21 protein-coding genes, 1 tRNA gene and 1 pseudogene are annotated in these 20402 nt (G+C 31.8%); 10 read left to right on the top strand and 13 right to left on the bottom strand.

Annotated elements, in window-relative coordinates; genetic code table 11:
* Positions 1-87 precede the first annotated feature (87 nt).
* The 5 genes from ABNT22_RS06985 to ABNT22_RS06965 all read left to right on the top strand — a co-directional run bounded on the left by ABNT22_RS06985 (position 88) and on the right by ABNT22_RS06965 (position 5175).
* A complete protein-coding gene (locus tag ABNT22_RS06985) occupies positions 88-861 on the top strand; it encodes a pentapeptide repeat-containing protein (protein WP_348715238.1) in 774 nt (257 codons plus the stop codon).
* 125 nt (positions 862-986) lie between these two features.
* Entirely contained in the window at positions 987-1652 is a 666-nt protein-coding gene (locus tag ABNT22_RS06980; RefSeq protein ID WP_348715237.1) for a M15 family metallopeptidase, read from the top strand.
* 79 nt (positions 1653-1731) lie between these two features.
* A complete protein-coding gene (locus tag ABNT22_RS06975; RefSeq protein ID WP_348715236.1) occupies positions 1732-2403 on the top strand; it encodes a hypothetical protein in 672 nt (223 codons plus the stop codon).
* A 137-nt stretch (positions 2404-2540) separates the two neighbouring features.
* Positions 2541-3530, top strand: a complete 990-nt coding sequence (gene pdhA, locus ABNT22_RS06970) for a pyruvate dehydrogenase (acetyl-transferring) E1 component subunit alpha (RefSeq protein ID WP_348715235.1) — start codon at positions 2541-2543, stop codon at positions 3528-3530.
* A gap of 16 nt (positions 3531-3546) precedes the next feature.
* Positions 3547-5175 (top strand): 2-oxo acid dehydrogenase subunit E2, encoded by a 1629-nt coding sequence (locus ABNT22_RS06965; protein WP_348715234.1) that lies wholly within the window; start codon positions 3547-3549, stop codon positions 5173-5175.
* 60 nt (positions 5176-5235) lie between these two features.
* On the opposite strand, the gene ABNT22_RS06960 is transcribed toward ABNT22_RS06965, so the two are convergent.
* From ABNT22_RS06960 to ABNT22_RS06950, 3 genes are all read right to left on the bottom strand, one after another.
* A complete protein-coding gene (locus ABNT22_RS06960) occupies positions 5236-7383 on the bottom strand; it encodes a DUF5916 domain-containing protein (protein WP_348715233.1) in 2148 nt (715 codons plus the stop codon).
* Between the two features lie 19 nt (positions 7384-7402).
* Positions 7403-7972 (bottom strand): nuclear transport factor 2 family protein, encoded by a 570-nt coding sequence (locus ABNT22_RS06955; RefSeq protein ID WP_348715232.1) that lies wholly within the window; start codon positions 7970-7972, stop codon positions 7403-7405.
* Between the two features lie 101 nt (positions 7973-8073).
* On the bottom strand, positions 8074-8889 hold the full coding sequence (locus ABNT22_RS06950; RefSeq protein ID WP_348715231.1) for a helix-turn-helix domain-containing protein: 816 nt from the start codon (positions 8887-8889) through the stop codon (positions 8074-8076).
* 320 nt (positions 8890-9209) lie between these two features.
* Between ABNT22_RS06950 and ABNT22_RS06945 the strand changes: the two genes are divergently transcribed.
* Both ABNT22_RS06945 and ABNT22_RS06940 read left to right on the top strand, forming a co-directional pair.
* Complete coding sequence (locus tag ABNT22_RS06945) at positions 9210-9896, top strand: Ig-like domain-containing protein (RefSeq protein ID WP_348715230.1); 687 nt, start codon at positions 9210-9212, stop codon at positions 9894-9896.
* 20 nt (positions 9897-9916) lie between these two features.
* Positions 9917-10777 carry a hypothetical protein gene (locus tag ABNT22_RS06940; protein WP_348715229.1) on the top strand — a complete coding sequence of 287 codons (861 nt, stop codon included), beginning with the start codon at positions 9917-9919 and terminating at the stop codon, positions 10775-10777.
* 50 nt (positions 10778-10827) lie between these two features.
* Here the strand turns inward: ABNT22_RS06940 and ABNT22_RS06935 are convergent, their stop codons facing one another.
* The 4 genes and pseudogenes from ABNT22_RS06935 to aroC form a co-directional block, all read right to left on the bottom strand.
* Positions 10828-11370, bottom strand: coding sequence for a DinB family protein (locus ABNT22_RS06935; protein WP_348715228.1), 543 nt, complete (start codon positions 11368-11370; stop codon positions 10828-10830).
* A 50-nt stretch (positions 11371-11420) separates the two neighbouring features.
* Positions 11421-11957, bottom strand: coding sequence for a Crp/Fnr family transcriptional regulator (locus tag ABNT22_RS06930; protein WP_348715227.1), 537 nt, complete (start codon positions 11955-11957; stop codon positions 11421-11423).
* Positions 11957-13022 (bottom strand): annotated as a pseudogene (locus ABNT22_RS06925) (PA0069 family radical SAM protein). The gene ABNT22_RS06930 and the pseudogene ABNT22_RS06925 overlap by 1 nt, the downstream one beginning before the upstream one ends.
* Positions 13023-13220: 198 nt before the next feature.
* Positions 13221-14282: a chorismate synthase gene (aroC, locus tag ABNT22_RS06920; protein WP_348715226.1), complete on the bottom strand. Its 1062-nt coding sequence runs from the start codon at positions 14280-14282 to the stop codon at positions 13221-13223.
* Positions 14283-14594: 312 nt separating this feature from the next.
* On the opposite strand from aroC, the gene ABNT22_RS06915 reads away from it, so the two are divergent.
* Together ABNT22_RS06915 and ABNT22_RS06910 are read left to right on the top strand one after the other, a co-directional pair.
* A tRNA-Ser gene (locus tag ABNT22_RS06915) sits at positions 14595-14679 on the top strand.
* A gap of 222 nt (positions 14680-14901) precedes the next feature.
* Entirely contained in the window at positions 14902-15054 is a 153-nt protein-coding gene (locus tag ABNT22_RS06910) for a hypothetical protein (protein ID WP_348715225.1), read from the top strand.
* Positions 15055-15121: 67 nt separating this feature from the next.
* Here ABNT22_RS06910 and ettA read toward each other — a convergent pair whose 3' ends face one another.
* The 6 genes from ettA to ABNT22_RS06880 form a co-directional block, all read right to left on the bottom strand.
* Complete coding sequence (ettA, locus tag ABNT22_RS06905; RefSeq protein WP_348715224.1) at positions 15122-16813, bottom strand: energy-dependent translational throttle protein EttA; 1692 nt, start codon at positions 16811-16813, stop codon at positions 15122-15124.
* An 18-nt stretch (positions 16814-16831) separates the two neighbouring features.
* Positions 16832-17008 (bottom strand): CAL67264 family membrane protein, encoded by a 177-nt coding sequence (locus tag ABNT22_RS06900; RefSeq protein WP_299104327.1) that lies wholly within the window; start codon positions 17006-17008, stop codon positions 16832-16834.
* A 126-nt stretch (positions 17009-17134) separates the two neighbouring features.
* Positions 17135-17788, bottom strand: coding sequence for an oxygen-insensitive NAD(P)H nitroreductase (gene nfsB, locus ABNT22_RS06895; protein ID WP_348715223.1), 654 nt, complete (start codon positions 17786-17788; stop codon positions 17135-17137).
* Positions 17785-18591: an SDR family NAD(P)-dependent oxidoreductase gene (locus tag ABNT22_RS06890; protein WP_348715222.1), complete on the bottom strand. Its 807-nt coding sequence runs from the start codon at positions 18589-18591 to the stop codon at positions 17785-17787. The genes nfsB and ABNT22_RS06890 overlap by 4 nt, the downstream gene beginning before the upstream one ends.
* Positions 18592-18697: 106 nt before the next feature.
* Positions 18698-19543: a DUF4437 domain-containing protein gene (locus tag ABNT22_RS06885; RefSeq protein WP_348715221.1), complete on the bottom strand. Its 846-nt coding sequence runs from the start codon at positions 19541-19543 to the stop codon at positions 18698-18700.
* A 7-nt stretch (positions 19544-19550) separates the two neighbouring features.
* The gene (locus tag ABNT22_RS06880; RefSeq protein ID WP_348715220.1) at positions 19551-19853 is read right to left on the bottom strand and encodes a DUF1330 domain-containing protein; all 303 of its coding nucleotides are present in this window, start codon (positions 19851-19853) and stop codon (positions 19551-19553) included.
* Between the two features lie 111 nt (positions 19854-19964).
* Here ABNT22_RS06880 and ABNT22_RS06875 point away from each other — a divergent pair, with 111 nt between their 5' ends.
* On the top strand, positions 19965-20312 hold the full coding sequence (locus ABNT22_RS06875; protein ID WP_348715219.1) for a helix-turn-helix domain-containing protein: 348 nt from the start codon (positions 19965-19967) through the stop codon (positions 20310-20312).
* Positions 20313-20402: the final 90 nt, after the last annotated feature.

The raw sequence follows: 20402 nt of genomic DNA, 5'->3' as shown, positions 1-20402 counted from the left end.
TTATCTAAATACGGTTTTCTTTTTTTTAATAGTGTCACATATTAGTTTTTAAAATGTCATTAGTATAAAACAATAAAACACAGACTCATGAAAAATATAATTACACTATTTAGCTTTTTATTAGCAACAACGTTTTGCTTTTCTCAAAAAACTATTAATGCAAGTGACCTTTTAAGAGATATTAAAAACGGTAAAGCAGTAACTATCTCAAATGCTACCATTGAAGGTATTTTAGATCTTACTTATATGGAAGAAGCCTTACCTAAATTACCTAAAAGAAGTAAATGGTGGAATAATGGAGGATCAAACACTGTAGAAAAGCAAATTACCAATAAAGTATCTTTTGTTAACTGCACCTTTAAAGATGATGTATTAGCTTATATTCCTCATGAAAAAAGTGGATATACCTTTATCGCTAACTTTGAAGATGAAGTTGTATTTAAAGACTGTACATTTGAACAAAAAGCAATGTTTAAGTATTCTGATTTTGAACAAGATGCTGACTTTTCAGGAACTAAATTTAACGAAGACTCTACATTCAAATATTCTAAATTTGAAAGAAACATTACCTTTCAAAATACCGTTTTTGAAGAACCTGCAACATTTAAGTATGCTGACTTTAAGAGATTTGTAAGTTTCAAAAACTCTATTTTCAAAGACAGCGCTGTATTTAAATACACAGAGTTTAATGACGGTGTATCTTTTAACAATGTTCGCTTTGAAGAAGACTTAAATATAAAATACACCAAAGTTCGTGGTGAATTTGACATCAAAAATATGGAAGTTGCTTATGATATTGACTCTAAGTACACCAAGATAAACGGAAAAAGTTTTAGTAAATATTTACTTAAAAGCAAATAAGAAAAACCCAAACATATCATTTACAAACCTCACTATAGATAACTAGTGAGGTTTTCTTATGAAAAGAATTGATTATAATTTAAACTGTCCCTTTTCTTTAAATTCATTTCAGTACTTTTACCTTTATGAAATGGATTCTTTCTTTACTTATTTTAAGCACATTTATAGTACAATCGCAAAACCTTCCCGAAGGTTTTTCATACGTAAAAGATATTGCCCCAACCATTCAGCAAGAACTACGTTATTGCAATCATAATAATTTTGTAGGAGTTCCCATTAATGGGTATGAAGAAGATGTACTTATTACTTCAACTAAAACAGCTAATGCTCTAAAAAAAGTACAAGACGAACTTCTAAAACAAGGGTTCAGTTTGAAAATATATGATGCTTATAGACCTCAAACTGCTGTAAATCATTTTGTAAAATGGGCTAGAGTTATCAATGATACTCTAATGAAAAAACAATACTATCCCAAAATTAACAAAAGACATCTATTTAAATTAGGGTATATTGCTTCTAAATCTGGCCATTCTAGGGGAAGCTCTGTTGATTTAACCATCGTAGATAGGACTACTGGTCTGGAATTAGATATGGGTAGCCCTTATGATTTTTTTGGAAAACAATCTCATATTACCTTTGAAAACATAAGTCAAAAGCAAAAGGATAACAGACGTTTATTACAGCAAGTTATGAGAAAACATGGCTTTAGGCCCTACCCGAATGAATGGTGGCATTTTACACTTCGTAATGAACCCTTTCCTAAAACCTATTTTGATTTTCCTATTAAATAATTTTTAAACTGGTAAGTTTTAACTATTTATTTAGACCAAAAAAACAAATCGGCACTATATTTGCTTCGAATGACTTACTATGAAACATTTATTTTTACTATTTTTTAGCATATTTATATCGTCTTCAATTTTTGCTCAATTAGATGGTAGCAACAATGGCGGAAAAGAAAAAGGAACCAATACCATTGGCCTTTTTAATACTCCTGCTAAAGAAGTTGAAAAACCTAAAAGTTTAGATTTTAAAAATGATAGTGGCTTTAAAACCGCTCATAACAAACAGCAAAAAGAACAACGTAAGCAACAAGCTGAAAGAGATTTAGAAAATAAAGGAATACTTACCAAAGCTAAAATAGCTGAAGAACGTTATTTGAAGGCTTTTAAAAAAATCAATGGTCAATATCAATATCCTGTTATTGATCAAGACTTGGGAAGTTTTAGTACTAAATCAAAAAGTGTTAATATAATTTGTAGAGATTTTCAATATCCAGACGGAGATCGTGTAACTATTTATGTAAATGATGTTCCTGTGGTAGTAAACATAACGTTAAAGCAAAATTTTCAGTCGTTTAACATTCCTTTAGATGAAGGAATTAACACGATACAAATAGTTGCTTTAAACCAAGGAAGTTCTGGCCCTAACACAGCCGCTTTTAAAATTTACAACGATGCTGGATTCTTAATTTCATCAAATGAATGGAACTTAGCTACAGGAGCTAAAGCTACTATTATTGTTGCCAAAGAAAAGGAATAAAAAGTATTTCTTTTTATTTACTAAATCCTTTGCGTAACTTTTACAAAGAACCTTTTTCTAAATTACTAAAAACTACTTACTTTTGTAGCTACGTTTTGAAACAATCAAAACAAACTTTAAATAAACAACTAATTATAATGAAGGAAATCACCAAAGAAACCTATATCAACTGGTATAGAGACATGCTATTTTGGAGAAAGTTTGAAGACAAACTTGCTGCGGTTTATATTCAACAAAAAGTACGAGGATTTTTACACTTATATAATGGTCAAGAAGCAGTATTAGCAGGAGCATTACATGCAATGGACTTAACCAAAGACAAAATGATTACAGCATATCGTAATCACGTTCAGCCTATTGGTATGGGAGAAGACCCAAAACGTGTAATGGCTGAATTATATGGTAAAGCAACAGGTACCTCTCAAGGTTTAGGAGGATCTATGCATATCTTTTCTAAAGAATACCGTTTTTATGGTGGTCATGGTATTGTAGGTGGACAAATTCCTTTAGGAGCTGGTTTAGCTTTCGGTGATAAATATAAAGGAAATGATGCTGTTACTTTATGCTATTTTGGTGATGGTGCAGCACGTCAAGGTTCTTTACATGAAACTTTTAACATGGCAATGAACTGGAAATTACCTGTAATTTTTATCTGCGAAAACAATGGTTATGCAATGGGAACTTCTGTTGAAAGAACTGCAAACCATGAAGATATTTGGAAATTAGGTTTAGGATATGAAATGCCTTGTGGACCTGTTAATGGAATGGATCCAATTGCTGTAGCGGAAGCTGTAGATGAGGCTATTGAAAGAGCACGTAGAGGCGACGGACCTACTTTCTTAGAAATGAAAACATATCGTTATAGAGGACACTCTATGTCTGATGCGCAACACTACCGTACTAAAGAAGAGGTAGAAGAATACAAAAAAATAGATCCTATTACTCAAGTCTTAGATGTTATCAAAGAAAAGAAATATGCTACAGATGAAGAGATAGATGCTATTAATAAAGAGGTAAAAGACTTAGTAAAAGAATGTGAGAAATTTGCTGAAGAATCTCCATTCCCAGACGAAAGCATTTTACACGATGTAGTATACGAACAAAAAGATTATCCTTTTATTAAATAATTCATCAATTAAAATTATGGCTACAGTAATTAATATGCCCCGTTTAAGTGACACCATGGAAGAAGGTGTAGTGGCAACTTGGTTAAAAAGTGTTGGTGATAAAGTAGAAGAAGGAGACATTTTAGCTGAAATTGAAACTGATAAAGCTACTATGGAATTTGAATCTTTCCATGAAGGTACTTTATTATATATAGGAGTTCAAGAAGGTGAAACCGCACCAGTTGATAGTTTATTAGCTATTATTGGTGAAGAAGGTGAAGACTACAAAGCATTACTTAATGGTGGTAGTTCTGAAACTTCAACTGAAACTAAAGAAGAAGCTCCAAATAAAGAAGAAACAACTTCAAGTACTAGTGTAACTGCAATACCAGAAGGTGTTCAGGTAGTAACTATGCCACGTTTAAGTGATACTATGGTTGAAGGAACAGTTGCTTCTTGGTTAAAAAATGTAGGAGATAAAGTTGAAGAAGGAGATATTTTAGCAGAAATTGAGACTGACAAAGCTACTATGGAGTTTGAATCATTTTATGAGGGAACTTTATTACATGTTGGAATTAATGAAGGAGATAGTGCTCCTGTTGATAGTTTATTAGCTGTTATTGGTCCTGAAGGAACAGATGTTGCAGGTGTTATTGAAGCTGCAAAATCAGGTAACTTAGGAAGTACTTCATCAGAAGAAGCTAGTAACGACACTCCTAAACAAGAAGAAAAAGTGGCAGAAGCTACTCCTGTAGTAGAAACTACAACTTCAAATACTGGTAGAATTTTAGCTTCACCATTAGCTAAAAAGATTGCCAAAGACAAAGGAATTAACTTGGCAGAAGTTAAAGGGACTGGTGAAAATGGACGTATTGTTAAAAAAGACGTAGAAAACTTCACTCCAGCTGCTAAAGTAATAGCTCCAACTGCTCAAGCAAGCGCTACCCCTACTCCAGCAGTAACTAACTTTGCCATTGCAGGAGAAGAAGGAACAGAAGAGGTGAAAAACTCTCAAATGCGTAAAGCAATTGCGCGTAGTTTAGGTAATTCTAAATTCAGCGCTCCTCATTTCTACTTAAACATTGAAGTAGATATGGAAAATGCTATCGCGTCTCGTAAAATGATTAATGCTATTCCAGATACTAAAGTATCTTTTAATGATATGGTGGTAAAAGCTAGTGCAATGGCATTAAGAAAGCATCCTCAAGTAAATACTTCTTGGACAGATGAAACTACTAAATACCATAAACATATTAATGTTGGTGTTGCCGTAGCTGTAGATGAAGGATTAGTTGTTCCTGTGGTTAAGCATACCGATGCATTAACTCTTACTCAAATTGGAGGTTCTGTTAAAGATTTAGCTGGTAAAGCTCGTAATAAAAAAATTACGCCTGCAGAAATGCAAGGAAGTACTTTTACAGTATCTAACTTAGGAATGTTTGGTATTGAAAGTTTTACGTCAATAATCAACCAACCTAACTCTGCAATTTTATCTGTTGGTGCTATTGTTGAGAAGCCTGTTGTTAAAAACGGACAAATAGTAGTAGGAAATACTATGAAGTTAACTTTAGCATGTGACCACAGAACTGTGGACGGTGCTGTAGGTGCTCAATTCTTACAAACACTAAAAACATATTTAGAAAATCCAGTTACCATGTTAGCTTAATTTTCTAATGAATACATAAAAAAGCCTGAGAAATTCTTAGGCTTTTTTTATGCATTCTTATTAAAAATCAAATCGATAATTAATCTTACAAGCAACACCCCAATTGGTTCTATTCAAATCTTTGTTATAATTATCTGAAACTACCAAATAGACATAAGATAGTGGTTTATACTCCCACTGCAAACGACTATTTATATTAAAGTTATCACGCTGTGTATTGTATTGTACGTAGGTAGTCCAATTTAATCGATTATTAAAAAAGACTTGTCCTGTAAACCTTGTTAAATGAAATGTATCTTTCCCTAATTCATTTAAATCAATCTTATTGATATCATAAGATACTTCAAGATTAGCAAAAGGCAGTAATTGATAATTCAAATAAGCCCCAGCGGTTGTTCTTTCTCCATTATAGTAAGTTCCTTTCTGAACATTTACTCTATACCTAAACACCTTATTGTTTGCTGAATTAAACCCAAGTTTTAATGTCGCAAAATTATATGTATCTGGCACAATCGGATTTCCATTATTCAATGGGTCAAATCCGTATTTCAAATCTATTTCATCGTAATTAACTACATAATAAACCGCTGATAAATCTTTAAAAAATACTGCAGAGTTTAAAAAATGTGATATTTGATTCACATCTCCATTTTCATCAAAATAAGTATTATTCCTGTAATTTAAATATCGAACGAAATTCAAAGTTTTAGATTGCTCATAAAACTTCTTATACTCTACTCCAAAAGTTGCTTCCGTATAACCTTCTCTTACTACAAGATCGTTAATAGCGTCATAGTTATAGATACGTGGTGTAAATCCAACATCGGTTAAATAGTTTTCTCCTACCTTTTTAACAGACGCATATGCCTCCAATTCTCTTTTATTATACCAAACTGAAAGATTATAAAAATTGTTTCTATGGTTTATTAAATTATTAAAACTCTTTCCAATATTAGCCAGTCCTACCCACCTATTATTTGTTGATTTATAATTCAAATTAACTCCTGCTACCCTATTAAAATCATTTACAAAATGAAACCCATCTGTTTCTTGTCTATTGATTAAAAAACCAGTAGTTGTAAAATTTTTAGACAGTTGTTGTTCCAAAACCAAAGCTCCAAAGTTTTGAGAAGCCACTTCTTCTTCTCTCGAAGTTTGTACATTTAATAATCCGATTCTCGTTTTGGGAGCTATATTTCCAGAAAGTTTCATTCCAAACTGAATATCAGAATTACTTCCTATTCTTCTAGAATAAAAAGGATTCACTCCATTAACCCCTAAATTAGAAAACAAATCAGCATTTTCTAAGAAAAAATTTCTTCTTTCAGGAAAAAACACAGAGAATCTTGTGAGGTTTGTTACTTGCTGATCCACATCTATCTGAGAAAAATCTGGATTTATGGTAGCATCTAGCTTTAATGATGAAGTAACATTGTACTGTACATCTAAACTAGGAACAAAAGTTGTTTGCTCTGTTTCAGTATCTACTTCTTTTTGAAAGTTAGCACTCAATGATGGAATGACAGCAAATCTAGAACTTGATTTCTCAGGTAATTCTTCGACCATAAACTTTTCAGTAAAACGTAAATCTAAATTTGCATAATTACGTTTTACATTTTTCAATATAGTCCATGAATTATTTTTGATATCTCTTACATAAAATTGAATCCCAAAAACCGCATCTCCTTTATTGAAATTCAAAGATTTTAAAGGAATAGCTATTTCATATTGCTTTTTTGTTCCATTTAACAATGCTTTTGATTTCCAAACAGCATTCCAGCTAAAATTTAAATTATAACTATCATTTACTCTTCCCACTAAGCCATCCGTCTGATTTCCTAAAGAATTTACTGCAAATAAATATCCATTTTGCTCTTGGTTTTGGGTATCTAAAATCATAATAAATGCGTCACTAAATGCAATAGACACATCTCTTTTTAATGTATTAACCTGAGTTTTTTCAGTTGTATCATAATAGACAGCTCTTACAAATAAATATTCTTTATTATGAAATAGTTTTACTGAAGTTTGATTTTTGGCCAATCCGATATCTGTAGGTAAATAATTATAAAAACCGGTATATTCGGGTAACTGCCCCCATATTTTCTCTTCAAATTTTCCGTCAATAGTAATTTCAGCATCTACATACTTTACCACAGCGTCTTGAGCTTTAATAAACTCAAAATTTACACAGAGTACAACTATCAAAATTACTTTTAGTATCCTGTTATTCTCCATTATCTACCCTAGTAGCAGTTTTACTTATTATTTTCCAACCATCTTCAAATTTTTTCAATAAAAAAAGATCTACATATATCATCTTTCTTACAGGGAAAGCAATTTCTACTTTCGCTGTTGCAATATCTTTAACCATTTCAATAGCTAATATTTTAGCTTCTCTACCATTAAACTTACCAGGCACACCGTTCTTAAAAAAACCAACATAATCTTTTGGTGTATACCTTTTAAAACCTTCTCTACTGGTTAAATAAAGCGTAGCATTCTCAGAAAAAGCACTTTCTAACATTTTAAGTTTGTTATAGGAACTTCCATTCATGTATTTTTTAAGTACTCTTTTGATTTGTTCTTTTTCTGATACATTCGCTGATTCCTGCTTATTAATACTTTCATAAATTAACTGATCATCAGACACAAAACTCTTATCATAGTTAATCACTTTTTTCCGCTTTGCATTATAAGTATTGAAAAGTAATTCTCCTTTTAGAGATTGTTGCCCTCCCTGAGAAAAACAACTTGAAGTTAGTACTACAAAAATGGATGTAAATAGGATTTTCATATTAAAAGATTTTAATTTTCATCAAACCTCTTAAAATGCTTTTCTATTTTGATGATAAGTTATAATACAGGCGTCCTAAATTATAATCCTGTACTCACAACCTACTGAAAGTGTGCTTTTTGATATTGAGCAGGTGTTTGCCCAACTAATTTTTTAAATGTAGCGTAAAAGTTAGATTTTGAAGAAAACCCTGCTTCAAAACCTATAGATTCCAGTGTTATGTTATCATTTTCTTTTAATAACCGTTTCGCTTCTTCAATCCTATATTCATTAAGAAAGGTTGCGAAGCTTTTTCCTAAATTGTCATTTAAAAATTGTGATAACTTATGAGAAGAAACCCCTATCTTTTTAGAAATCATAGACAACTTCACATCTGATTTTTTATACACTTCTTCTTCCTTCATTAATGTGTCTAGTTTTCTTTTTAATATAGAAACTTCATCTTCTTCAATCTTTTTTGAAGAATACCTTTCTGGTAAATCCTTAAAAATAGATTCTCTATTACTTTTCAGTAAAAAGAAAAACAACAATCCGTAAAACACAATCGAAAAAGTAATGGTACCTATTAAATATAAATAGTAATATCCTATGATATATGCTCCATAAATTAACCAATTACCAACTAAAACACCAATCAACCAAAACTCTGAAGTAGAACATTTTGCTTTTCTCAATATTATTTTTGACAATATTGGTTTTAAGACATATGTAGACATTAATAAATACAATCCCCAAGAACCATAAATCACCCATACAAACCATCTCCAAAAATCGGCACTTGTTTTATAAGGTTTTACTATCCCCACTACACAAATGAATATCAATAATATAACAAAATGAACCTTCCAACTTTTAGGTATCTCTTTTCTATTTTCAACAGATGCTTTTAAATAGTAAAAAAGTGATATTCCAATCATAAAACAGGCTGACAAACCTATTTGCATTATTAACAAATCATGGTTTTCATAAAATATCCTATATACAGATTTCCCTATTCGTAAGCTTAGAAAAAAAACCAATAATCCAAATAGGAAATTAGAAACTCTTTTAGTTCTATCAAAAAACAAAAAGAACATACTTACCAAAATACCATTAAACACTCCTAATGAGCAAATAAAAAAAAGTAATGGGTTATTAAACATGTGTTGTTAAATAAAATAGGAAACTAAAATACATCAATCTGATGTAATGATTCCTTTTTTTCTCGACAAAACTCTCAACTATAAAAAATAATCACATGAAACACCTTCAGTTTTTACTTGTCTTTGTTTTCTTATTTCAAAGCTGTATTGATAACGATATTATCAATGATACCGTTGAGGAGAAATTATCTATTAACAACCCTATTCAGGAATTAACCATCAACAATACATATCAGTATACTACAAAGTATACGGATAATGTTGGAAATGTTCAAGCTGCTCAAATTTCTTGGAATAGTTCTGACCCTGCTATAATTTCTGTGTCTTCTACAGGATTAATCACTGCTTTTACCAAAGGTACAGCCACCATTACAGCAAGTACTACTTCTTCTAATGGAGCGACATTATCAACAAGTAATACTGTTACCGCAACTGAAGATATGGTAGATAATTCTGGTCCGAAAGAAAAAACTGGAACCATAAGAACTACTAGTAGCTATACATTAACAGGAACCTTTACATTGAAGGAGATTCCTAACACCAATGATTTAGAGTTAATTGTAAATGATGATTATAGAGCTTCATCAAGTTTACCAGGATTGTTCTTATACCTTACCAACAACTCAAATACCGTAAGTGGTGCTAAAGAAATTTCTGCTGTTTCTGTTTTTAATGGAGCACATACATACACTATAAAAGACACTAAAATTAACGATTTCTCACATCTTTTATACTGGTGTAAGCCTTTTAGTGTAAAAGTTGGAGATGCTGAAATCAATTAAATCAAGAAACTACTTTACATATGAAAAAATATATTTTAATACTTATAGTATTTGCCTTTAGTTCAACATCTTTAGTTGCTCAATGGTCTAAAGGAAAAGGAAATGGATATTATAAACTTTCGGCATGGTACTTAAAATCAGATCAACATTATACTGATACTGGTGCAATAGACCCAAACGTAACAAGAACTCAATTTAACATAAATATGTATGCTGAATATGGTATTTCAAATAAGTTTGATCTTATTGCTTATGTACCATTTTTTACAAGAACAGCTCAAAACAACCAAATTTCAGGTACTAATAACAATACTATTCAAGAAGGAGAAGGTTTTAATTCTTTTGGAGATATTGATTTAGGAGCTCGTTATGCCTTTTTTAAGAAAGGAAAATGGGCTGCCGATGTTAAGCTTTTATTGGGATTACCTACTGGAGATGCCAACGGAGGTAGTGATGGAAGTTTTCAAACAGGTGATGGAGAGTTTAATCAATATTTATCTACTTCTTTGGGGTACTCTACAACTTTAGGAGATCTTCCTTTTTATGCTAAAACATATATAGGTTATAACAACAGATCTAAAGGTTTTTCAGATGAATTTAGAGGAGGACTAGAAGCTGGAGTTAATATGTTTCATAATAAACTTTGGTTTATTGGACGATTAAACGTATTAAAGTCTTTTAAAAATGGTACACTAACTGCTGCAAATAGCAATGGTAGTATTTTTGCGAATAATATCGAATTCACAAGTTTTGGCCTTGAAGTAGCTTACTACATTACAAACAAACTAGGAGTTTCTGCTAGTTTTGATAGTGCTGTATCTGGAAGAATCATCGCAGCAAACCCTTCCTTTTCTGGAGGTATTTTTTTAGATATTAAATAACAAGAAGAGAAATAGAATAGTATAAAGAGTGTACTTTTAAGTACGCTCTTTTATTTTAAAGTTTTTTTAACTTGTACTATATGGCGTTCATTGTGATAAATAACAAATCGAAACGTATCACCTAATCTAAATTTTAAGAGTGGTAACGTAATAGCTGTTTTAGTTTTTGTTAGATCAACCTCGCTAGCCATTTCTAATAATTGCTCCAATTCTTTTTGTAGTTTTAAAAATTGAATTAACACCTCTTTTGCAACTAAATTTGAATAGATAGGATTCTTACTTTTAAAAGTTTTCATCGTTTTCATACCTTCTTTTGGAAGCATATCTAACGCAAACTTATTCCCTAAAAAACCCGATTTAAAAAATGTTGATTTCGGGTATCTAGATTTATTTATTCTTTTTCTTATCTCCTTATTATAAAATTCGGCATATAAATTCAAATGTTCTAGGCATTCTATTGCAGACCATGATGTTGGAGTTTGCTTTTTTTGTAAATCAGCCTCTGACAATTGCTGCAATTGTTCTACATAGTTTATATGCGATTCAACTAACTCCTTTAAATCTTGAAGTAATTCATTTGTATTAAAAACCATTCTAATTTTTTATTCAAATTTGAACATTTTAAAATTCGTAATTCTTGAGTTTAATCAAGAGTTTTTAAAATTCTAGATAACGTTTCAGGTGTCATTCTCAAATAAGAAGCAATATATTTCATTGGAATTTCTTGAAATACTTGTGGACTTCTATGTAGTACATTCTCAAATCTTTTTTGAGGAGAATAGGTAATTAAATCTATTTCTCTTTCGATTTGTTGAAAAACAAAACTCTGCAGTAGTTGTTCCCAAATCTTTCTATTTTCTTCAGTCGATTGCATTAACTCTGTAAATGCATTTTTTGAAATCATTTTTAACTTACACTTTTTCAATGCCTGAATATAGAATCTTGTCGGAGTTTCTGTTAAAAAACAATCTAAAGCAGTAATGATAGAATTTTTATATCCAAACCGAATAGTGTGCTCCTCTTCATCATCATCGATAAACACTCGTAAACTCCCCTCTTCTACTAAAAACAAATCCGAATTTATAGTGTCTTTAGAAACTAAATACTCATTTCTTTTAAGAACTATTTCTTGCTCCCAATTTGAAGACAAAACTTCCAAAAGTTGATTATAAAACTCCATTAAAACAACGTCATTTGATTGGTTTGGTATTTATCAAATTTAGTAAAATCTAATGGAGGAAAATGACTTTCTTTTAAGTACAATTTTCTAGCTAACTTGAACTGCATCTTAATTTGCTCAGCTATTTTCCCTTCTCCTCTCATTCTATTTCCATATCTCGAATCATTCAAACTTCCATTATGACAACATTCTATTTGATGTAATATTTTGTCCGCTCTGTCTGGATACGTTGTTCTAACCCATTTTGTAAAAATTTCACCTATAACCCCATTCAATCTAACAACGGTATACCCAACTGATACCGCTCCTAACTCACTCACTCTTTTAACTAAAGGTAAAATTTCATGACTATTAATTGATGGAATTATAGGCGCCATCATTACATTGACTGGAATTCCATTTTCTGAAAGAATTCTAACTGTTTCAAGTCTTTTCTTAATGGTAGCTGTTCTTGGTTCTACCATTCTTCTAGTTTCCTCTAATAATGAGGTTATGGAGATGCTGACTCGAACTAAATTCATACTTGTCATTTCCGTTAGAATATCTAGATCTCTAAGTATTAAAGAGTTTTTAGTAATTATACTCACGGGATGTTTTAATTTTAAAAGCACCTTTAACATTTGACGTGTAATTTCTAGCTTCTTTTCTATAGGTTGATAACAGTCTGTATTTCCAGCAAACATAATATTTTGCGCTTCCCAGCTTCTACTTCTTAACTTTTTTTCGAGTAATTCAGGAGCATTAGCTTTGTATAAAATTTTACGTTCAAAATCTAAACCTGCAGAATACCCCCAGTACTCATGTGTATTACGAGCATAACAATAAATACAACCATGTTCACATGCCTTGATATGGATTCATGGAATAAGTAAAACCAATATCTGGACTGGTTACTTTATTCAATATTGTTTTAGGAAATATTTCTAAATAGGTCGTTTTATTAGTATCTGCGGATTCGTTCTCTTGCTCGCAATAATTTAAAAAATCATCTAATACTTCTCTTTGGTGCTGTAAAAATTTATTATGCGTGTTATGTTGTGCACCACGCCCTTTAATGTAGTCCATACCTTCTCCATAAAATGTTACTAAAATGTCTTTAGAATGATTTTATCGAGAACAAGTTATATAACTTCTCGATACAATTTCAGTAGAAAACTGAAATCACTCGAAGTGACTTTGTAAAATTACAAAACAAACAAAACATAACACAAGGTAATTGTATAGTTTTTATAAACAAAAAGCTGAACTTAGTTCAGCTTTTCTTTATATTTTTCTTGTCTTATCTAATAACCAAAAGTCGGCTAAAACTAAAGCAGTAAGTGCTTCTACAATAGGGACCGCTCTTGGTACTACACAAGGATCGTGTCGTCCTTTTCCATGTATTTCTGTAGCTTCTCCTTCAGAATTTATCGTTTTCTGATTCTGCATAATGGTTGCTACAGGTTTAAATGCTACTCTAAAATAAACATCCATTCCATTTGAAACTCCTCCTTGGATTCCTCCTGAAAGATTCGATTCTGTAGTACCATCTTCTTTAAAAATATCATTATGTTCTGAACCTTGCATCTTTGCTCCGCAAAAACCACTTCCAAATTCAAATCCTTTTACTGCATTAATCGATAACATTGCCTTTCCTAATTCAGCATGTAATTTATGAAAGATAGGCTCTCCTAACCCTACTGGCATATTTTGAGCTACACAAGTAATAGTTCCTCCAATAGTATCTCCAGCTTTTCTAATCTGATTGATTTTTTCAATCATCTTTTCCGCAGAAGTTTCATCTGGACAACGAACAATATTACTTTCAGTTTTAGAAAAGTCTAAATCTTGATAAGGTCTATCTATGAAGATATCTCCAACAGAAGATGTAAAAGCATTTATATTGATATGCTTAATTAATTGTTTAGCTAAAGCTCCAGCTACAACCCAATTGGCTGTTTCTCTCGCTGAAGTACGTCCTCCACCTCTATGATCTCTTATTCCATATTTTTTATCGTAGGTATAATCGGCATGTGAAGGTCTATACACGTTAGTATTATGATTATAGTCTTTACTCTTTTGGTTTGTGTTCTTAATAATAAAACCTATTGAAGCTCCTGTAGTTTTCCCTTCAAATATTCCCGATAAAAACTCAACCGTATCTGGTTCTTTACGTTGAGTTACTATTTTAGATTGTCCAGGTTTACGTCGATCTAATTCATTTTGTATTGCTTCAAAATCAACTTCCATTCCTGCAGGAAAGCCATCAATGACTCCTCCTATAGCTACACCGTGCGACTCTCCATAGGTAGTTACACGTAAAATGTTTCCAAATGTATTAAACATGTCCTATAATATAATTTTAAAACGAAGGTAGAGCTATTTTACAATAAAAACTACATTTAACTACAATATAAAATGTGCTAAACTTACCTGATAAACCTACTAAAAACACAAGGAATACTTAACTCTTCTTTAGACTCTCATTATTCTTGAAAAAAAATCAAAAAAAAATTAACTCAAAACTACCTGACTTTAAAACAATTACAATTTTCACGTTATTTATCCACAAAAAAAGTATCTAAAAACTTTTTTTAAACTAAAAAAAGGTCATATATTTGCACCCGCAATCAGGAAATAATAATACTGATAAGCACTGGAGAAATGGCAGAGTGGTCGAATGCGGCGGTCTTGAAAACCGTTGTCTGTAACAGGACCGGGGGTTCGAATCCCTCTTTCTCCGCAACATCCGAAGCGTTTTTGCTTCGGATTTTTTTAGGGGATTAAAGAAAAAAGCTTGCTTATACAAGCTTTTTTTCATTTGCGGCTACCCCATCTAATTCCTTATGTTTTAACATTTGATTTTTGTTTTAAATTCTACGGTGAATCCTTACTTATTTTACGGTTTTATTTCACCTTATAAGACACAAATGAGTTAATATTGAAGTACTTAAAACTATTAACTATGTTAAAAAACATTTCTAGCTTAGGAACAACCTTAAACAAATCAGAACAAAAATCTATCAACGGTGGTATTAAATGCGAAGTATACTGTCCTAACTATTGCCCTAAGTATTTACCTTGCTCTTGCTTATGTGATTGGGCAGGAGGAGTATAAATAAGTTTTAATTTAAAAGACAAAAAAAAGAGAAGCTGATCAGCTTCTCTTTTTAATTTTTATCTAATTATCTAATTAGTTTTTTGTATTTGATTCGTTTTGGCATTAAGTCTCCCCCTAAACGTTTCTTTTTGTTCTCTTCATATTCAGAGAAACTTCCTTCAAAGAAATACACTTGAGAATCTCCTTCGAACGCTAAAATATGTGTACAAATACGATCTAAGAACCAACGGTCGTGAGAAATTACTACAGCACATCCTGCAAAGTTTTCTAAACCTTCTTCTAAAGCTCTTAATGTATTTACATCTAAATCATTGGTAGGCTCATCTAATAACAATACATTTCCTTCTTCTTTCAAGGTCATTGCTAAATGTAATCTATTACGCTCTCCTCCAGATAATGTTGCTACTTTTTTATTTTGTTCGTTTCCTGAAAAATTAAAACGACTTAGATAAGCTCTAGAGTTTACTTGTTTACCTCCCATCATCACCAAATCTTGACCTTCTGAGAAGTTCTCCCAAATAGACTTATCAGGATCTATATTAGAATGAGATTGATCTACATAAGCAATTTTAGCCGTTTCTCCTACTGAGAAAGTACCCGCATCAGGATTTTCTTCTCCCATAATCATTCTAAAAATCGTAGTCTTACCAGCACCATTTGGTCCAATAATCCCAACAATTCCCGCTTGTGGAAGATTAAATTCTAAGTTCTCATAAAGTAACTTTTCTCCGTATGCTTTAGAAACCCCTGTTGCCTCAATTACATTATTTCCTAAACGTGGTCCGTTTGGAATAAAGATTTCTAATTTCTCTTCAGCTTGCTTTTGATCTTGATTTAATAATTTATCATAGTTCTTTAAACGAGCCTTTTGTTTTGTTTGACGTCCTTTAGCACCTTGACGTACCCATTCTAACTCTCGCTCTAATGTTTTTTGACGCTTACTTGCTGTTTTACTTTCTTGAGCTAAACGCTTTGATTTTTGATCTAACCAAGAAGAGTAGTTTCCTTTCCAAGGAATTCCTTCTCCTCTATCTAATTCTAAAATCCACCCCGCTACATTATCTAAGAAGTAACGGTCGTGCGTTACTGCAATTACAGTTCCTTTATATTGTGCTAAATGATGCTCTAACCAGTGTACAGATTCTGCATCTAAGTGGTTGGTAGGCTCATCTAACAATAAAATTTCTGGTTCCTGTAATAATAATCTACACAACGCTACTCTACGACGTTCTCCTCCAGAAAGCACTCCAATTTTCTTATCACCATCTGGTGTACGAAGTGCATCCATGGCTATTTCTAACTTGGTATCTAATTCCCAAGCATTTGAAGCGTCTATTTTATCCTGTAACTCTGCTTGACGGTCCATTAATTTTTGCATCTTATCTGCATCAGAATACACTTCTTCTAAACCAAACATATCGTTGATTTTGTTGTATTCATCTAACACTGCTACCGTCTCTGCAACACCTTCTTTTACTACTTCTAAAACAGTTTTCTCTTCATCTAATTGGGGTTCTTGTTCTAAGTACCCAACTTTATAACCAGGAGAAAATACTACATCACCATGATAGTTTTTTTCTACACCAGCAATAATTTTTAATAAGGTAGATTTACCTGATCCGTTAAGACCAAGAATTCCAATTTTAGCACCATAGAAAAAACTTAAATAGATATCTTTTAAAACTTGCTTTCCAGTTGATTGATAGGTTTTAGAAACCTTATTCATTGAAAAGATAATCTTCTTATCGTCTGACATTTTTATTCTTTTAAATTGTTATACCCTTCCTTTAAGAGCGTTAAACACCCACGCATTTGCAAAAAATCCAAGACCTACGGCTCCAAAACCATATCCTGCAATTTCATCATATTTAAAAACTGCCAAACACACCAGTAAAATCCCCATAAGTATCATTATCAAGGTTGCCCACCCTAATACTGTATTTTTATTCATTGCCATAATTAGTTTTTAATAATAGTTGAACCACAAATATCGTTAAATAATTGCACTTTACAAGGTTATGTACACACATAAAAAAAGCCCTACAAATGCAGGGCTATTTTTAAAGGTTTTACAAAATTATATCACTGTAAATATTTCCTCTTCTGATAAACGTGACTTTGGTAATTCTGCATTAAAATCTGTGGTAGTTCTGTATCCTAAAGAAACTAAGGTTACAGCTGTGAGTCCTTTCTCTCTTAACCCAAATTCTTCATCGAATGCCTTCATATCAAACCCTTCCATTGGTGTTGCATCAATACCTAATGCAGCTACACCCAATAAAAAGTTACCTATATTCAAGTATACTTGTTTTTCCATCCAATGCTGAAAATCCTTCAAATCATAACGATGAATATCTGCGAAGATATTTCTCGCTCCATACATTTGTTCTTTAAATTCAGCTGAAGCATAACGTCCATCTTCGTCCTCCTTATCTAATAAATGCTTCATATATGTATCATCTACATCTGTTTTCGCACAAAAAGCAACTACATGCGAGGCCTTTGAAATCTTTGCCTCGTTAAATGAGAAAAATCCCTGAGTTGATTTTGCGAAACGCGCTTTTCCTTCTTCTGTACCGGCAATTACAAAATGCCAAGGTTGTAAATTTGTACTTGAAGGGCTCATCTGCAACAAGGCCTTTACTTGTTCAAAATCTTCTTCTGAAATTTTCTTTGACGAATCAAACTCTTTAGTAGTATAACGCCAGTTTAATACTTCCTTTAAATTCATATGTTTAAAATTTTATTTGTCGTTTTAATTAATTCTTCGATTTTACTTTCGTTGTAAGCATCACCATGCGCTACTCCGAAAGTTCCTTTTGGATCTCCTTTATCATTGTCAAAATATTTTCCTGTTTCTTTTTCATAACTTGATGAAATTGCCAATTCATATAATATACTGGCTCCTTTATCAGCTGAACTCCAATGCTGACCAAAAGCTTCTTTTACCATTCTAGTATTTAATAATGATCCTGGATTTACTGCAATTATTGATGTATCTTTTAGTGTTTTTGCTAAAGAAAAACTCCACATAGTTAAAGCCAATTTACTTTGAGCGTACGCTGAATTTACATTTAAAACTTCTGCTCCCTTAATAACATCTAATTCTACGGGGGCTTGCGCTGCAGAACTTAAATTTATAATTCGACTTGATTTGCTCTTTTCTAAAAGCGGAATTAATTCTTTTGTAAGTATATAAGGAGCAAAATAATTTACCACCATTCTTATATCTCCATACTTTGTTTGATTTATACTACTCTTAAAAACTCCAGCATTATTAATTAGTACATTGAGCTTAGAAAGCTTTTCTTTAACTTCATAAGCCATATTTTTTACAGTTTCTAAATCAGAAAAATCAGCTACAAACCCATCAATATTTTCATTACCAGATACTTCTTTAATTTCTGAAACAACATTCCTTAGCTTCTCAAAATTTCTTCCATGTATATATACAGTATGTCCTTCTTTGGCGAGTTTAACTGCGGTAAGTTTTCCAATACCATCCGTACTTCCTGTGATTAAAATTGTTTTCATTGCACTGCTTTTATTTTTAATTCTGAATAAGAGATTATATCTGTCTCTTTAAGCTTACTTTTATTCATTGAAATTATAGTTTTAGAGTTTAACTCTTGCTAACCCACTATTCTTCTATTTCTATATCTCCGTTTGTTCTTAAGTATACAATCACCTCATCATTACAAGAAACTTCATGAATTGACTCTCTCTCTGAAGTAAAATAACTTCCTTGATCAAGTGTTTTTACTTCTTTAGTTATTGGCATTTTATACATTAACTCACCACGAATTATAATAGCATGAAAAGTAGTTCCGTCACTTTTTATTTTTCCATTAAATCCTTTTGGAAGCTTTATAAACAGGCCTTGTAAGTTTTTAACTTTTGAATGTTTCCATAGAAAACTTATTTCGGCTTTTCTTGTAGCATCGATACAATTAACCACACTACTATTTAACCATACTATATTTGAAGCATCAATATTTACAGGACGTTCACCATTAACAAATTCATCTAAAATCGGTTTTACTAAATAAGGCCCTTTATCAATCTCTACATATGCTATATTCTCCTCCCCTTTAGCTGAAGTAATATGCGCCTCTCCCGCAGGTTGAGTCCAAAAAGATCCAGTAGGCATCCACATATTTTTAGCATCCGCATCATCATTATGAATAAGTCCTTTAATCACTACTGCTCTATAGGTTACATTATGAATATGTGGAGGTGAAGAAAACCCATCTACAAATTTGGCTAGAAATCCAGTAGCCACTGTTCCTTTTCTATCTCCCCATATCGTTGCTGCCTGTGGACTTTTATCTCCTCTAGCTGGGTTTAATTTTTCCCAAGTAACTTCAGAACTTACAACAACCTTATTGGTTATTTTATTTGGCTTCTTATGCTCATTATTGTTTTCAATGTTTTTACACGAGAACAATAAAACCAATATCAGTGATGAGCTTAATAATGTTTTCATAATCTGATTAGGCTAAATCGTCCTTCTTTTCAATTAAATAATGATGACTTACAGATCCTTTTGTGCGTGCCTCTAAATGCGGCTTGTATTCAGGATCATTCATAAAGTTCAAAGCTGCTTCTTTTGAAGGCCATTGTAGAATAATACGTAAAGCAGCAGACCTTTCATCTCCTTCAACTTGTTCATACGAAGCAGTCCTTGCTAAATATTTCCCTCCATGCTTAGCCGCAATATCTGCAGAAACAGCTACATAACTTTCTACCCAATCTGTAGTAGTCGGTGTAACATCTAATACTGAATAATAACTCATAACTAAATAATTTATACTATAATTTTTATAGTAACAAAATTAAGTATAGTTTTGTAGCCATACAATAACGGTCAAAAATGATAGTATTCATTTTTACGAAAAATTAACATTATGCATCAATTCAAAGGAAAAGAATATCCTTGTTGTACTAGCTTAACCATGGGAGTTATTGGAGGAAAATGGAAAACGGTTATTTTATATTATTTAATCGATGGATCATTGCGTTATAATGAATTGCGTAAAAAAATGCCTACTGCCACAGAGCGTACTTTAAGCTTACAACTTAAAGCTTTAGAGGAAGATGGTATTATTAGTAGAAAAGTATATACTTCAAAACCTCCTTTAAAAGTAGAATATTCTTTGACAGATTTGGGCAAAACATTGATTCCTTTATTACAAGCGATTGCTAATTGGGGAGATTTTGTTGTAAAGCAACAAACACAAGAAGCTCCTATTTAATTCGAACCATCCTGTTTTTCTATCACTTATACATAAAAACCAAAATGTATAAGTCTCTTACCAAAATGTATAATTTTTGAAAGTATTCGG

Source organism: Tenacibaculum sp. 190130A14a, from assembly GCF_964048965.1.
GTDB classification, from domain to species: Bacteria; Bacteroidota; Bacteroidia; order Flavobacteriales; family Flavobacteriaceae; genus Polaribacter; species Polaribacter polynesiense.
This window is presented reverse-complemented; position numbering and strand designations above follow the sequence as displayed.